The sequence below is a fragment of the Bartonella sp. MR30HLJHH genome (genome assembly GCF_042194195.1).
In the GTDB taxonomy this organism is placed as follows: domain Bacteria; phylum Pseudomonadota; class Alphaproteobacteria; order Rhizobiales; family Rhizobiaceae; genus Bartonella; species Bartonella grahamii.
This window is the reverse complement of sequence record NZ_JBHIMO010000006.1, coordinates 24,022-39,971: the sequence shown is the minus strand read 5'-3', so window position 1 is coordinate 39,971 and position 15,950 is coordinate 24,022. Positions and strand designations below refer to the sequence as shown.

11 protein-coding genes are annotated in these 15,950 nt (G+C 38.3%); 3 read left to right on the top strand and 8 right to left on the bottom strand.

Translation table 11 applies throughout. The annotated features are described in order from the left end of the window. Positions 1–865 precede the first annotated feature (865 nt). Together ACFIKR_RS05035 and ACFIKR_RS05030 are read right to left on the bottom strand one after the other, a co-directional pair. The gene (locus tag ACFIKR_RS05035; RefSeq protein WP_375659085.1) at positions 866–2,239 is read right to left on the bottom strand and encodes a glutamate--cysteine ligase; all 1,374 of its coding nucleotides are present in this window, start codon (positions 2,237–2,239) and stop codon (positions 866–868) included. Positions 2,240–2,307: 68 nt separating this feature from the next. Next, a complete protein-coding gene (locus ACFIKR_RS05030; protein ID WP_375659084.1) occupies positions 2,308–3,051 on the bottom strand; it encodes a 16S rRNA (uracil(1498)-N(3))-methyltransferase in 744 nt (247 codons plus the stop codon). 235 nt (positions 3,052–3,286) lie between these two features. Here ACFIKR_RS05030 and ACFIKR_RS05025 point away from each other — a divergent pair, with 235 nt between their 5' ends. After that, a complete protein-coding gene (locus ACFIKR_RS05025; protein ID WP_012754785.1) occupies positions 3,287–3,430 on the top strand; it encodes a hypothetical protein in 144 nt (47 codons plus the stop codon). A 313-nt stretch (positions 3,431–3,743) separates the two neighbouring features. On the opposite strand, the gene ACFIKR_RS05020 is transcribed toward ACFIKR_RS05025, so the two are convergent. Next, positions 3,744–5,624 (bottom strand): AsmA family protein, encoded by a 1,881-nt coding sequence (locus ACFIKR_RS05020; protein ID WP_375659083.1) that lies wholly within the window; start codon positions 5,622–5,624, stop codon positions 3,744–3,746. A 314-nt stretch (positions 5,625–5,938) separates the two neighbouring features. Here ACFIKR_RS05020 and folD point away from each other — a divergent pair, with 314 nt between their 5' ends. Next, the gene (folD, locus tag ACFIKR_RS05015; RefSeq protein WP_375659082.1) at positions 5,939–6,838 is read left to right on the top strand and encodes a bifunctional methylenetetrahydrofolate dehydrogenase/methenyltetrahydrofolate cyclohydrolase FolD; all 900 of its coding nucleotides are present in this window, start codon (positions 5,939–5,941) and stop codon (positions 6,836–6,838) included. A 66-nt stretch (positions 6,839–6,904) separates the two neighbouring features. On the opposite strand, the gene edd is transcribed toward folD, so the two are convergent. From edd to ACFIKR_RS04990, 5 genes are all read right to left on the bottom strand, one after another. Next, positions 6,905–8,728, bottom strand: a complete 1,824-nt coding sequence (edd, locus tag ACFIKR_RS05010; protein ID WP_375659081.1) for a phosphogluconate dehydratase — start codon at positions 8,726–8,728, stop codon at positions 6,905–6,907. Between the two features lie 56 nt (positions 8,729–8,784). Then, a complete protein-coding gene (gene pgl / locus ACFIKR_RS05005) occupies positions 8,785–9,537 on the bottom strand; it encodes a 6-phosphogluconolactonase (protein WP_375659080.1) in 753 nt (250 codons plus the stop codon). Positions 9,538–9,547: 10 nt separating this feature from the next. Next, on the bottom strand, positions 9,548–11,020 hold the full coding sequence (gene zwf / locus ACFIKR_RS05000) for a glucose-6-phosphate dehydrogenase (protein ID WP_375659079.1): 1,473 nt from the start codon (positions 11,018–11,020) through the stop codon (positions 9,548–9,550). A 120-nt stretch (positions 11,021–11,140) separates the two neighbouring features. Beyond that, entirely contained in the window at positions 11,141–12,424 is a 1,284-nt protein-coding gene (locus ACFIKR_RS04995) for an NAD(P)/FAD-dependent oxidoreductase (protein ID WP_375659134.1), read from the bottom strand. Positions 12,425–12,435: 11 nt separating this feature from the next. Next, positions 12,436–13,863 (bottom strand): glutamine synthetase family protein, encoded by a 1,428-nt coding sequence (locus ACFIKR_RS04990; RefSeq protein ID WP_375659078.1) that lies wholly within the window; start codon positions 13,861–13,863, stop codon positions 12,436–12,438. A gap of 613 nt (positions 13,864–14,476) precedes the next feature. Between ACFIKR_RS04990 and ACFIKR_RS04985 the strand changes: the two genes are divergently transcribed. Further along, positions 14,477–15,940, top strand: coding sequence for a coproporphyrinogen-III oxidase family protein (locus tag ACFIKR_RS04985; RefSeq protein ID WP_375659077.1), 1,464 nt, complete (start codon positions 14,477–14,479; stop codon positions 15,938–15,940). Positions 15,941–15,950 lie beyond the last annotated feature (10 nt).

Sequence of the window (15,950 nt, the reverse complement as noted above, 5' to 3'; positions counted from 1 at the left end):
AATTCAGAATATCGCTACAAAAAGGTATAAGAATCCCCTTGAGATCTAGCTACTAAAAAATGGAAGAAGAAAAATTTAAAAGCGCACTAGATATGTTTAGCTAACAAAAAAGTTTTTGTTGCCCGACTCTGCAAAAACTGAAATTTTTTATTTTTATTCCATACTTTACTCTTGTAACAACAAAATAACACATATTGATATAATATAATCAAATACATGGAGTGAGAATAATAACTGTAAAGAAAAATATCTCAAATGCTGTTTTTCTCATGCATAAAAATTCAATTTATTAATATTTAATGATGTAATTAACACCTTAATTCTATATATTACAAGCTCTATTTCTATCTCTTTACATAATATATTTCTTTTTTATATAAAAATAAATTTGAGTTATACATACACAGATCTATCGGCATTTTTTTTACTGTCTTTTTAGCTTACTGAAAGATTGATATCGTAATTTTTGTATAATAAAATGCTCTTTCATATAAGCATCGTATATTGAATTATAATAACTGACTATTAAACGCAAATTATATTTTTTATCCCTTTTAAAAGTGAAAAATATTATTTTCAGACCTATTCATAAGTGGGATAAGCTATGTGAATAAAAAATGTTTGATAATAGGCTTAAGTATATCTTTTATGAGCTATCTTTAGCACAAAGGTAAAACATTAAGATTACGGAAATATCGTGATATTATTGGGTATAAAAATCACACTGCCCAAGAGATTTTTGTATTGTACCCTTTATGAGAAATGTTAAAAGAAAGGCAGGATATGCTCTCTAGAGCAAATGAGTGAATGAGCCACCACGGTGATATGCATTTTTTAAAAAGTAGGAAGTCTCTTTTCTTCAAATTTAATAGGCACATTCTAAAAATAAAGGTTCTACAGATTCATTCCAAATAGAATAGTAATAAGACAAAAATTTTTCAGCATCTGTTTGTCCCATTGCAACAACCTCTTCTAAAGGATTAAGAAAATTTGTTTCATCAAAACCATTCGTATCATACTGTTTGCGATTTTTTAAGCCTTTGCGGGCAATAGCAAGAGCTTGTCGTGCCAACTCTAAAAGAATAGTTTGACGAAAAGGAGTTTTTAACCCTTCTTTAGGAACGCGTTGGCGCACATCTAAAACTTCTTCAAAACACCAATCTTTTGTCAAAGCTTCTGCCTCATTAAGTGCTTCCCTATCATAAAGAAGCCCGACCCAAAAAGCCGACAACGCACAAATGCGCTTCCAAGAACCGCAATCAGCTCCTCTCATTTCTAAAAATCTTTTTAAGCGGACTTCAGGAAATAACGTTGATAAGTGATTAATCCAATCTCCCATGTTTGGAATTGAATTTGCAACTTGTCCTTTTAATGCTCCATTCATAAACTGACGAAATGTTATATGTGTACAATCATAATAACGACCATCACGCACAACAAAATACATTGGAACATCAAGAGCCCATTCAACATAATCAGCAAAACCAAAACGCTCAGAAAATATAAAGGGAAGAACGCCTGTCCTCTGATTATCCGTATTACGCCAAATTTCAGAACGCCACGACAAAAAGCCATTTGGGCGTCCTTCTGTAAAAGGTGAACTTGCAAATAATGCTGTTGCAATGGACTGTAACTTCATGGATACTTGCATTTTTCGCCGCATATCACTTTCAGATGAAAAATCAAGATTAACCTGAACTGTTGATGTGCGATACATCATATTAAGACCATTATGCCCCACTTTAGGCATATAATCAGTCATAATCTGATAACGTGATTTAGGCATTCGCGGCGTTTCAGCTAAAGTCCACTTTGGACTAGCTCCAAGACCTAGAAAACCTATACCCAATGGTTCTGCAGTTTTTTTGAGAAGAGTTAAATGCTCCATCAACTCGTGATATGTATGGCCTACTGATTTTAATGGTGCACCAGATAATTCAAATTGTCCTCCAGGTTCCAAAGAAATGGCTCCCTGATCAACTGATCCTACAAGCCCAATAATATTCTCTTCATCTAAAATAGGTTTCCATCCTAAGGCGCTTTGCATCCTCTCTAAAAGCGCTTGGATTCCCCTCTCTCCTTCATAAGGAACAGGGTGAAAACCATCTTTATAAAACGGAAACTTTTCATGTTCTGTACCAATACGCCAATCATCTTCTGCTTTATACCCCCCTTGGAAATAGCTAACCAAGGAATCTAAGTTATAAATTTCACTTTCATCAGTTATATCAAGCGCCATAACTTATAGTATCCTATCATTGGTATCATCATCTTAAATGAACTGTTTAGAATGATTTTACAGATTTCTCAATCCATTGCCCAATCCCCCACGGTAGCATTAAGAAGAGCCAAAGCAGCAACAGCGGCAGTGTCAGCGCGTAAAATACGCGGACCTAATGATATTGGAACCACAAAAGGATGTTTTTTTAAAAAGCTCCGCTCTTCTTCACTAAAGCCACCTTCTGGTCCAATAAGAATACCAGGTGTTGTAACGCCACGCTTTTTAAAAGAAGGTAATGGATTATGCGATTTATGCTCTTCATCACAAAAGAATAAAGGCTGTGTCTCATCCCACCGTACTAAAAGTTCTGCTAATGATAGAGCAGATACGCATTCAGGGAGAGATAAAATGCCACACTGTTCAGAAGCTTCAATAACATTGGCTTCCATACGCGCCATATTGATACGCGTAACCTGCGTATGATGCGTCATAACAGGCTGCAAAATCGATACCCCCATTTCAACAGCTTTCTGCACCATATAATCCAACCGAGCGTTTTTGAGTGGAGCAAAGCAATAGATAAGACTGGAATGCGTCGTTTGTAATCTTTCTTGATGGATAAGTTGAACCACAACAAATTTTTTCTTAACAATGATAAGTTTAGCAAGCCACTCACCATCCTGTCCATTAAAAAGTAAAATTTCTGCTCCTTCTTTCATACGCAGAACGTGCACAAGATAAGAAGCTTGTGCCCCCTCTATCTTTATTTCTTCATTCAAAGCCAATGTCTGTCGTATAAATAATCTTTTAAGTTTATAATTTATGCGCATAAAAATTTTGCCAATGCTCACTATCGTCATCGAGAAAATGAAGAAAAATATATAGCAAAAAGAAAAAATTATATCTATAGAACTATAATATATTAAAGAAATATAGAGTTTTTTTAGCTTTATGAGATAATAATAGGAACTTATAGATCCTTAAGTGATTCTACTTTCATAAAAGTTTAAATAATGCACCATTCATCTTTGCATTCAGTCATTGATGCATCCGTGGAGGAACAATATGTCTGCTAAAAAAGCTACAATTATTACGATTACAACCCTCTTAGCCTTTATTTTGATTACAGTGGGAATTGGTTCTGTTGGAGCAGATGGGAAGCATACAATTACCAAAGATGGCTATGGAATTTCTTCTGGGATTCAGTAAGAACTGGCCGACATCCCTCTTAAAAATTTAATGTTTTTTAGAAACTTTTATAAGATTTGCACCAATATTATGAATTTCTTGTATTTGAAAGATTTCATAAGAAGGATTTTTATTCCTCTCTTCAATCATTTATCTATATCAACCACACTTATGACGGAGAGGACGATTTTTACTGCTTCATCACGAACGGATTTAAAATGAGAGAATCTTCCGATAGTGGGGACTCTGATTTAAATCAAAAAAACAGCTTTAAGTTGTAAAAAAGACGAATTACCATTATAAGATAGAGTGTTATACAGATGAAAAACAATACTCAATCTGGGTCAATGTCTTTTGTAACCCAAAAGTTACCATGACTTTGTCCTTTAGAGTTTAAAGAAAATGTAAAAGGCCATGCAAGGCTATTAGCAAGACATTGGACATCTTTACATAAAGTTTCTGATCTATAATTTTTGCGTAGTTGTGCTTGTAATATCAATTCATTCTGCTTCCCTTGCGCAATAGCAGTTGTAACGGTTCCTTGAATGGATAAGCTCAAATCTGCTGTACGCATTAATGACTCTGTTACCTTCATCATACCTTCTGAAAAGCTTGTCTGAATATCCCAGTGATCAAATGTTGTTGAAAAAGTATCATTAGTCATTAAAAGAAATTGTTGTTTATTTAAAAGTCTTGTGTGTAATTCATTCAAATCATACCCTAAGAGCCGACCAGAAGACATCTTCAGTGTTAATTCACCCTGCGTTTTCGTAAAAATTTCTCGCCAAGAATCAGCAAGTGTTCGTACCGTTGCAGTAAAATTCGTTTTGCTTTGTATAAATGGAATAAATCCCAAGGTTTCTAAAGTCTGCTGCATATCAATAGAAGCACCTGAAATATTTCCTCCAATACGCACTTTCTGTCCAGCTGGCGTAACTTCAATATTACTTTGCACGGATCCACCAAAAATATTCGCATGTCCAAGATCAAAAATACCATGCCCATTTTTTATTTGTATTGCAGCAGCTAAATTTGTGAGTGAAATATTTCCTATTTTAGCTTGTGGCGCAGAAAGTCGTATATCCACGCCAATACGATCAAAAATTGTCATATCAAAGAAGGCATTTTTCTTTTTACCTGAAAAAAACATTGAACCCAAGAGGCTAAGGTCTAGGTTATCAAAAGCTAAAGAGCCCATGACATTTGGTACATAATCTTGAAAATCGAGTTTTAAAGCTCCTCGCGCATTGGCTTTCCCCATCGTAAATGTAACATTGTTCATTTGGATATGCATTGGCTGAGCTAAAAAATGAGATTCCCATACAATGGGTACTTTTAATTTATGTCCCCAAAACTGATTTCCACCAACCCAAGACAATGTCTGATTCCATCCCGGAGAACGCATTGCTACTTTTCCGTCAAAAATATAATATTCAGATAACCTAGCCTTCCCTGTAAAAGTTATTCCCCCACGTACAGAATTGAGACTTGCCCTAATATGACTTTTGCCTCCTGCAAGAAGCAGCAATGCTTGAGAAGCATCAATTGATAACTTTGTAAATTCTCCGCGCCAACGTGCATCTGCACGTAACCGTACTTCCTGAGTCGATTCCGGCCAATCTAAAGTCGCATTTAATCCTGTTATTTTTTCTGCCATCCCCGAAAAACTATCGTGATATACAAGAATACCATTTTTAATGACAATCCGTCCAAAAGGTTGTTTGAAAAGGTGCTCTATCTCTGGATGTTCAGGATTATGTTTTAATATTTCACGCGTATTGCGTATTGCCAACCCTAATGCACCTTGTGAGCGAGAAAACCGATCAAAAAAATCTGCTATTGTTTTAACAGGCTTTTCCATAACAAATTGAGGACGCATAATCCGCGTCTCTGAAAAAGAAACATGTCCCAAAAGAAGATCGACGACAGAAAGATCAACTTCTATTGATTCAGCTTCCATTAATGGCGCAACATCATCCATTTTTGATGTTAAAGTAATGCCAGAAAGAAACGCTTTAGGATAAGGAAAAAGATGTAACCTAGGTGGATCACGCAATTGCACATTGTAACCGGTCCATGCACTCAAATCCTGCGCTAAACGAATACGAATCGCATCTCTAGAGATAAGATAAGGTAAAACGAGAACCCCCACTCCAAATAAAAAGATAATTGTAATAAAAATTCCGCTCAAAAATTTTATTATCCTGATGCGCACAATATCCCTCTATATTTATCCCCCTATAACAGATTAAAAATAAACTTAAATGATCATAAAAAGTTTTTATAACCCTATAATTCACTATATCCACTTTGTATCTTCATTATTTTTGTTCTTTATCCAAAATTTATTCAAACAGCAATGTTGCTGCTTCTTTATAAAGCAATTATTTAAAAGTCTTCAAAATTATAAATCTACAACATTATAAAACCATTCTTACTGTTCTCATATGAATATTGCTATAAAACTCTATCGTATTATTAGAAAATGTTTTACAAAAAAACAAACAGCCTTACCGAAAGGATCTCTGAATGAATAATATTATCGATGGAAAAAAACTTGCTGAAGAGATTATTGCGAAAGTTAAGGCCGAAACAACAAAGCTTCGCCATCACTATAATATACAACCTAGTATCGCTGTTATTATCGTTGGAGATGATCCCGCAAGTCAAGTATATGTCGCCTCAAAAAATAAAAAAGCCGAAGAATGTGGGTTTCTTTCAATCAAACATGTCGTTTCCAAAGACACGCAAGAAAAAGAACTCCTTCAACTTATTGCAACATTAAATTCTGATCCAAAAATTCATGGTATTTTGGTACAGCTGCCTCTCCCTGCTCATATGAATACAAATCGCATAACACAAGCCGTTGCTTTCCAAAAAGATGTTGATGGTTTTCATTATATTAATGTAGGAAAACTCGCGGCAAATGCACTTGAAGATGCTATTATTCCCTGCACACCAGCTGGTGCCATGATGATGATTGAACAACACTGTGGGCAAGATTTATCTGGACTTGATGCTGTCGTTGTTGGACGCTCTAATATTGTTGGAAAACCTATGGCTGCCCTTTTAACAGCAGCCAATGCCACTGTGACAATTGCCCATAGTCGTACCCGTGACCTTGATGATGTGTGTCGAAGCGCTGATATTCTAGTAGCAGCTGTAGGCCGCCCACAAATGATTAAAAAAGACTGGATAAAAAATGGTGCAATTGTTATTGATGTCGGTATTAACCGCGTTGCTGCACCAGAAAAAGGTGTAGGAAAAACACGTCTTATTGGTGATGTCGATTTTGAAAACGTAAAAGAAAAAGCTGCTGCGATCACCCCTGTTCCAGGAGGCGTTGGACCAATGACGATTGCCATGCTTATGGTTAATACACTCAAAGCCGCTGCACGATCACACAATCTGCCTATACCAAAATTCTGAGAATTGTAACAATTCCTTGTATATGGTTTTATTATACATGGTTAAGCTTGTTTATTTTTGCATTTTTCATGTCATAAAAACAGATGCCCCTTGATCTGCACGATTAACGGATTGACGAAAAACATGAAAAAGTTCGCGTCCAACACCATGTTCGTTTTTTGAAAGATCAGGAGGTATGATTTTTCGCGCGTTAAATTTTGCTAAATCCTCCAAAAGAGTTAATTTACCCTCATGAGCATCAAGAAAAACAATATCACCATCCTGCAAACGTGCAATGGGGCCATTATCCATTGCTTCCGGTGTCACATGGATGGCAGCAGGAATTTTTCCTGACGCCCCTGACATACGCCCATCGGTTATCAATGCTACCTTTTGACCGCGATCTTGTAAAACGCCTAAAATGGTCGTTAATTTATGAAGCTCTGGCATACCGTTGGCTTTTGGTCCTTGATAGCGAATGACCACGATAAAATCTTTATCATACAACACTCCAGCTTTAAAAGATTTTTGTAGTTCCTCTTGATCATTAAAAACAAAGACTGGCGCTTTAATCTGCCAATACTCTGGTTTAACAGAGGAAACTTTTATAATAGCTGTTCCCAAATCTCCCGATAAAACACGAAGACCACCGTCAGGCTGAAATGGCTTTCTCCACCCTGCTAACACCTTATGATCACCACTTTCCTTGAGAGCCGCTTCACGCACCACATGACCATCAGCAGAAAGCTTTGCTTCAATTGCATAAGCATTGAGACCTTTACCAAAAACCGTAGAAACATCTTCATGTACTAAACCTGCCTCGATAAGCTCGCGAATAATAAATCCCATCCCCCCAGCAGCATAAAAATGATTGATATCCGCTAAACCGTTAGGATAAATGCGCGCTAAAAGAGGCACAGCGGATGAAATTTCTGCAATATCATGCCATGTCAATTTAATACCGCAAACAGCAGCTATAGCAATCAAATGAATCGTATGATTGGTAGAACCTCCTGTTGCATTTAATCCTACAATGGCATTTACAAAAGAACGCTCATCAATGATCATACCAAGTGGCCTATAATGATCACCAAGATCTGTCATTTCAAGTACACGTTTCGTAGCTTCTTTTGTTAAAGCATCACGCAACGGTGTATTCGCATTAACAAAAGAAGCTCCCGGCATATGAAGCCCCATCATCTCTAGTATCACCTGATTAGAGTTAGCGGTTCCATAAAATGTACATGTTCCTGGTCCATGATAAGAACGTGCTTCTGATGCTAGAAGTGTTTGGCGATCTATTTTATTTTCCGCGTAAAGTTGACGTATCTTCGCTTTTTCATCATTACCTTGACCACTTGTCATAGGACCAGCTGGTATAAAAATTCCTGGTAAATGACCAAATGTTAGTGCACCAATCAATAAACCTGGTACAATTTTATCACACACCCCAAGATACAATGCTGCATCAAAGACATCGTGTGATAAGCTTATAGCTGTCGCCATTGCAATTACTTCACGCGAAAAAAGGGAAAGCTCCATCCCCGCATTTCCCTGCGTAACGCCATCGCACATCGCGGGAACACCACCTGCAACCTGAGCAACACCACCAACCATACGGGCCGACTCTTTAATTAAGTGAGGAAATTTTTCAAAAGGTTGATGAGCTGAAAGTAAATCGTTATATGCCGTGATAATGCCAATATTCCCAACGATATTTCCCTTCAAACGCTCTTTATCTATTGCACCACAAGCAGCAAAACCATGAGCCTGATTGGCACATCCTAAAAAACTTCGTTTGGGGCGATGCACTTGTGCTTTCGCAATACGATCTAAGTAAATTTCTCGTGTTGATCGAGAACGTTCATAAACCTTTCGTGTAACTGTGGCAATTGTCTTGGAAAGTGTCATATTCCCCTCCCTCTTTCATTGTTGCTTCCCCTCATTAATTGAGAGAGATTACGTTTTTATTCACCTTGTCTCTCATATTCTAATTCACTTATTTCATTATCTGCAGGCGACCAATAAACCTGCACAAGATGAATGGAATTACGCAAAATTGCCCGAATAGGCATTTCTATTTCAGATCCATCTTGACAAGCTTCTTCAAAACAATCGCGTTTCTGAAAACCTTCGAAATGGAGAATAATACAACGAGATTGCATAATAACTGGCAAAGTTAGTGAGAGTCTTGGCTCAACAGCACTCTTAGCATGAAGGGGTAAAACAAGTGCTTGTGTTCGCAGATCAAGCGCTTGCTTTAAACGATCAGCATCAGGAAAAAAAGAAGCCGTATGTCCATCAACCCCCATTCCTAAAACAACAACATCAAAGGGTTTAGGCAAAGTATTAATACGACTCGCCGCTGAAAAAGCAGCAAGTTCAGCAGTAATTGCTTTATGATAAAGCCCTACAAAACGCGCTTTTTCGGCAAAATTTTGTAACAAATGACACCGTACCATATGTTCATTTGAACGTTCATCGTGTGTAGGAACAAAACGTTCATCGACCAAAGTGATAATGATATTTTGCCAATCAATATCCGCTTTTGACAAATAATGAAAAAACAATTCTGGTGTTTTACCACCAGACACCGCTAAAACTGCTCTCTTGCGCTCAAGAACAGATACACTAAGCTCTGCGGCTACTCGATCTGCCAAGGACAAGGCTAAAGCCTGAGGGGTTTCAAAATCTAAACGGTCAATATTCATTCTATACATACTTATTACTCTAAACTAAATTGTTCCATATACGCCCATCACGTTCCATGAGGCTCATCGAAGCAGACGGCCCCCACGAACCAGCGCTATAACTGTGAAAAGGCTGTTTTATTGCTTCCCATCCTTCAATGATTGGATCAATCCAATGCCAAGCAGCCTCAACTTCATCACGACGCATAAACAGTGTTTGATCTCCACGAATAACATCCATTAATAAACGTTCATAAGCATCAGGATTACGTTCAGAAAATGCGGAAGCAAAACTCATGTCTAATGGAATGTGACGAAACCGCATACCGCCATAACTTGGATCCTTAATCATCAACCATTGTTTTACACCCTCATCAGGTTGGAGACGAATCACAAGCCGATTAGAAAAAATCTCATCTAAATCCACATTAAAAATATTATGAGGAATAGGTTTAAAAACCACAACAATTTCAGACATTCGCGTGAACATGCGCTTACCTGTTCGTAAATAAAAAGGCGTATTAGCCCAACGCCAGTTATCAATCTTAACCTTAAGCGCTACAAATGTTTCACTCTTACTCACTCTTCCCAGATCATCGAAATAAGACTCTACAGATATACCATTTGATAGACCAGAAAGATACTGCCCACGTACAGTATGCTGTCCTACATTATGTACATCAAGCGGTGTTAAAGAATGTAAAATTTTAAGTTTTTCATCGCGCACAGCATTAGCACTGTTGGTAAATGGTATTTCCATCGCAACCAAACAAAGTAATTGCAGCATATGGTTTTGAACCATATCCCGTAGAGCACCAGTGCTTTCATAATATTCTGTACGCCCCTCTAACCCTAAAGATTCAGCAACGGTTATTTGAACATGATCAATATAGTTGGAGTTCCATAGCGGTTCATAAAGTGTATTAACAAACCGCAATGCCATTAAATTTTGAACAGTTTCCTTCCCAAGATAATGATCAATACGAAAGATCTGCTCTTCATTAAAGACGCTTGCAAATGCATCATTAAGTGAAACAGCTGTTTTTACATCGCAACCAATTGGTTTTTCAATGATAATCCGTGTTTGTGGTGTCACCAAATCATTTTTTCCCAACTTCATCGCAATATCAGCAAAAAGTGACGAACTAACAGCCAAATAAAAAGCTCGAATATTCGCTGAATCTTGTGACAGAAGGAGAGCTAAATCCTCCCACCCTCGATTTGAGGAAACATCAACAGAAACATAGTTTAAACGTGCAAGAAAACGATTGAGTTCTGTTGAATTGAGATCTTTTGGATGGATATGTTTTTCTAAAGAAGTGCGGACAAAATTTTGATATTCTTCATGACTTAAGGGAGTGCGGGAAGCCCCAATAATACGTGTTGGCTCACTGAATTGACCAACACACTGACAATGATACAAAGCCGGCAAAAGCTTGCGCGACGCCAAATCACCATTGCCACCAAAAACAATACAATCAAAAGAAGAAACTGGAATAATTTTATGCACCATGAACTTGTTTATTTTTCTATTCGATTATGAAATCCCATATCACTTATAAAAGCTTCGCTCATTAAAGCAAACAGATACTAAAGAAGCCATTAATTTGCTTCATTTCAAGCAATGTTTCCATCAAAAACGATCCATTAAAGAAAACCAACGCATTGCTAAAAATATAAGCGGATAACGCAAAACTCTTCCCCCCGGAAAGGATGAAATCTTCAAGTCTTGGAAATAGGAAAAACGTTCATATTTTCCAGTCAACCATTCTGCGTATAATTTTCCCATGAAAGGAGCCAGCATAACGCCATGCCCCGAATAACCACCACAATAAGTCATCCTTGAGAAAAGTTGCCGAACATAGGGCATGCGCTCAACTGTGATGGCAACCGTTGCTCCCCAACAATGGCTTAAATTTATAGAGTGTAATTGAGGATAAATTTCAGCAATTTGCCGTTTTATACGTTCATCTAAATTTACAGGATGCTTATTATCATAACTTTCTACACCACCAAATAAGAGACGATTATCAATACTTTTGCGAAAATAGCGAACCATAAAACGGGAATCATCAACAGATTCCCCGCCTGCGAGAATTGAACTATGCTTTGGTAATGGAGCCGTTGCTCCAATATAAGAACGAATAGAAACAATGTTTTTTTCAATAAAGTGCTCCAAACCAAGTTTATACCCATTTGTTGCAAGTAAAACATGCTCTGCTGTTACACTGCCTTTTTCTGTTATCACTTTCCAACGGGCTCCCTTGCGCCTTACGGTCGTTACTTGTGACTTCTCATAAAGCTTAGCACCAGCATCTTTAGCTTTTTTTGCCAATCCAATAATCAATTTTAAGGGATTTATATGGCCGGTATCCGCATCATAAATACCACCACAATAAAAAGATGATCCAAGTCGTCTAGATGTTTCAGCCCTATCCATAAAAGTAAGCGCGTGATAGCCATAACGCTGCATCACCTCAATATGCCGTTGATAAGAGAGAAGCTCACGCCTTTTATGTGTCACAGAAAGCTGTCCTTCTATCAAATCACACGGACAATTAGGCATCGCGCATAAAGATAAAGTATCTCTTTTAGCTTCTTCTGCTAAATCAAACAGAGCCTTACTTCGCTCAAAACCATACTTTTTTTCTAATGTTTCCACCCATTGCCGTTGCCCTGTTCCCAGCTGCCCCCCATTGCGCCCTGAAGCACCATCACCAAAACGTGATGCTTCAAATAAAACAACATCTACTCCAGCCTTGACTAAATGATAAGCAGCCGACAGACCCGTAAATCCGCCTCCAATAATAACCACATCACACTGTCTGTTTTCACAAAAAGAAGGATAAGAAGGACGTTCTCTTAAAGTATCTTCATACCAAGAAATTCCTGGAGAAATTGAATGATAATCAATCATTGTCATAAAATTTAAACATTCAGCAGGAGATATTCACGCTCCCACGGACTAATTACTTCCATGAAAGTTTCAAACTCTTGTCGTTTGATTGCAGCATAAGTACTGACAAACACATCTCCTAAAATAGCACGTATCGCTGTATCTTGTTCAAACAAATTGACTGCCTCAATGAGTCCACGCGGTAACTCAATATTATCAGCGTTTACATTATTTGTCGCTGGCTCATCCGGCTCAATTTTTTGTTGCAAACCAATAAGACCACACGCTAAAGAAGCTGCAAGGGCTAAATAAGGATTCGCATCTGATGAAGGAAGTCTGTTCTCAACACGCCGCGCTTGAGGAACAGAACGGGGAACTCGAAAAGCTGTAGTACGATTATCATATCCCCATCGCAAATTAACAGGAGCCGAATTATCAGGGACAAGACGTCGATAAGAATTAACATAAGGCGCAAGCATCACAAGTACCCCTGGCATATGTTTTTGCAATCCACCAATAAAATGGCGAAAACAGATACTTTCTTCACCATTTTCCTGTGTAAAAATATTCATACCGGTTTTCTTATCAACAACCGATTGGTGAATATGCATAGCAGAACTCGGCTGCCCTTGAATAGGTTTTGCCATAAAAGTTGCATACATATTATGTTTTAGAGCTGCTTCACGAATTGTTCGTTTGAACATAAAAACTTGATCCGCTAATTCAATAGGATCACCATGACGTAAATTGATTTCAAACTGTCCTGCTCCTTCTTCATGAATGAGGGTATCTATTTCCAATCCTTGTGCCTCTGAAAAATGATAAATATCATCAATCAAATCATCAAATTCATTCACACCGGCAATGGAATACCCCTGTCCACCACCAATTGAACGCCCAGAACGACCAACCGGTGGAACTAACGGATAATCAGGATCGGGATTTTTTTGTACCAAATAAAACTCAATTTCTGGTGAAACAACAGGGCTTAAACCCATTTTTGTGTAAAAATGAACTACCGTTCGTAAAACATTGCGTGGTGTGTAATCCACAACATGACCATTTTGATACACAAGATCACAAATCACCTGTGCTGTGGGAGCCTCTTCCCATGGAACAATGCTTAACGTAGAAAGATCAGGCTCAAGGCGTAAATCACCATCTGCTTTAGGATATTCAAAACCATGACCATCTTCAGGATAATCCCCTGAAATTGTTGCCATAAAAACTGCTGAAGGCAATGCCAATGATGTTTCTGATGTAAATTTTTTAGAAAGCATCATCTTTCCCCGTGGTACCCCTGCTTGATCAGGCGTAATACATTCAATATCCTCTACCTTACGGAAAGCAAGCCATTGTGAAACTTGTTCCCAATTGTGCACACCACGTAAACTTTTGAGAAAACTAGAAGCAGGCTTAGAACCCTTACTTTTTATTTGTTTACCATTTTTCACAGCCATAACACACCAACTTTAAAAACAATCAAGTTCTATTCTTATTGTATCAGCCCCTGCATAAACGACACGAAAAAAATTTATCAACTGATATTTTTAAAGAATACTAAAAGACTCATCAAGGTAAAAGAACCTTACGCTCAACAAGCTATCCTATCAACCATAGTGAAAAAATTGATATTGCACGCAATACATCGGTGCGAACCTTCTCCTTCTATAAAACAGCGAGAAATACCATAGTGGACGTAACCTAATTCCGATTCAAATAATCACACATAAGCAAACATTATGTAAGTCATAGGCAAGGCCCTATTCAACTGTATCTTCACTCTCAAACCTCTTCGTCTTTTATTAACTTTTTATCAGTATAAAGCCAGGCCAAATTAAGCGGGATAATTAAACACATACAAAGCAAGGTGAAACAAAAAGCTGCTTCTATACAAACATTGTTCGCCAACCAACCAACCAGCACAAGCGCTAAAATACCAAAAATACGTGCAAGAAAACTAACAATGGATAAAACCGTATTTGCATTCTTTTGTTGAATATGTTTAAAAATTCTGCTTCAAACTGCGTCATAGGGACAGAAAAAAAACTGTGAAATACGGTGAATAAAATAATGGGGGCCCAACTGTTTGCAACGAGAAGCAGAGCAAGCATAACAACAGCACTCAGGACAAGTGAGCACAAAGTTATCGCCATAGGAGCATATTTTTGCATAAGATATTTAATTACAAAGCGATTAAATAAGTATTTTACGAGGGTATTCGTCATTGACCGTCACGGCATCGCAGAACGCTGTGGAAGTCGGATATCCCCCGCTCTTTATTTGCATATTCCCTTTTGCGAAACCATCTGTTCCTTCTGTCCCTTTCAGAAAGGGGCCTACAAGCACGTTAAGCAAATCGAATCTTATATGTCAGCGCTTACCACAGAGATCAGAACCAAAGGAAATTTCATTCGCTCGCTTAGAGGGCCCATCCGCAGCATCTATATAGGGGGCGGCACACCGTCGCTTTTGTCTGCAGATAATATCCGACACATCGGAAAAGTATTGCATGGCGAATTTGAGCTCTCTTCCTTAACCGAGTTTACACTGGAAAGCGAACCGAAGAGCGTCACACGTGATAAACTTTATGCTGCCCGTGAGATCGGCGTTAACCGGATCAGCTTCGGTATACAGAGTTTCATTGAGCGTTTCCGATCATTGTTTAACCTCACCTCAACACGTGAACAAATCAACAATACCGTGGCTTGGTCACAAGAGATCATTGGACATGTCGGTTTCGACCTACTATATGGCATGCACAGCCAGCAAGCCGAAGAACTATTATACGATTTGAAGCAAGCTAGCGAGCTTCATCCTGAAACCATCAACCTCTATGCAATCAACAATCTGGCTATCACGTCGCAACTGCATAAGTCTTACGCACAAAAAGGGCTAAAGCCATCCAGCCTACAGCATCGACAGATGCTTCGCTTATTTAGCGACATCGTTATGCGCAGCTGCGGCTATGCGCCGTGTAATGGACATTCCTATATCAAAATTGCCAATAACACTCCTCTAACGCTCGCTAAAACGAGTTCAGCTAATTATTTCCGCTATCACAAATATTTGCATGGTTATCATGACGATTATGTGGTTGGATTCGGAGCGTCAGCACTGTCGATTCTCGGCTCACTCGTCACACGAGCCAATCCCAGTCGAAGCGGATACATTACCGACATACAACTTAAAGGCAAATCCAAAGTATACTACAATTGGGTATCAGCGGAGCAACAAGCCTCCAAGGCTTTGTGTATGAGGCTACCTTATAACGGTTATGCCAAAAAAGAAAGAATTGACTGGACCGCACTCCCCTCTTTCGTTTACAATAACCTACAACAGCTCATAGGTGCAGGTCTCATCGCAGAAAATGATAACGATCTCCAACTGACTCAGCGTGGTTGGCAATGGTATTCCAACCTTATGTATTTTCTTCTACCTCATGCAGATAGGAATATCTTGGACGGCTATGTCGCAAATATGCTGAATACAAACGCCGTACTTGATGGACCAGCGGAAACCTGTGTGGCATCTTAAGGAGAAAAGA

Excerpts from the sequence above, each read along its gene's own strand:
- ACFIKR_RS05035 (WP_375659085.1), bottom strand. The coding sequence starts at position 2,239 with ATGGCGCTTGATATAACTGATGAAAGTGAAATTTATAACTTAGATTCC.
- ACFIKR_RS05030 (WP_375659084.1), bottom strand. The coding sequence starts at position 3,051 with ATGCGCATAAATTATAAACTTAAAAGATTATTTATACGACAGACATTG.
- ACFIKR_RS05025 (WP_012754785.1), top strand. The coding sequence starts at position 3,287 with ATGTCTGCTAAAAAAGCTACAATTATTACGATTACAACCCTCTTAGCC.
- folD (WP_375659082.1), top strand. The coding sequence starts at position 5,939 with ATGAATAATATTATCGATGGAAAAAAACTTGCTGAAGAGATTATTGCG.
- edd (WP_375659081.1), bottom strand. The coding sequence starts at position 8,728 with ATGACACTTTCCAAGACAATTGCCACAGTTACACGAAAGGTTTATGAA.
- pgl (WP_375659080.1), bottom strand. The coding sequence starts at position 9,537 with ATGTATAGAATGAATATTGACCGTTTAGATTTTGAAACCCCTCAGGCT.
- zwf (WP_375659079.1), bottom strand. The coding sequence starts at position 11,020 with ATGGTGCATAAAATTATTCCAGTTTCTTCTTTTGATTGTATTGTTTTT.
- ACFIKR_RS04995 (WP_375659134.1), bottom strand. The coding sequence starts at position 12,424 with ATGATTGATTATCATTCAATTTCTCCAGGAATTTCTTGGTATGAAGAT.
- ACFIKR_RS04990 (WP_375659078.1), bottom strand. The coding sequence starts at position 13,863 with ATGGCTGTGAAAAATGGTAAACAAATAAAAAGTAAGGGTTCTAAGCCT.
- ACFIKR_RS04985 (WP_375659077.1), top strand. The coding sequence starts at position 14,477 with ATGGGGGCCCAACTGTTTGCAACGAGAAGCAGAGCAAGCATAACAACA.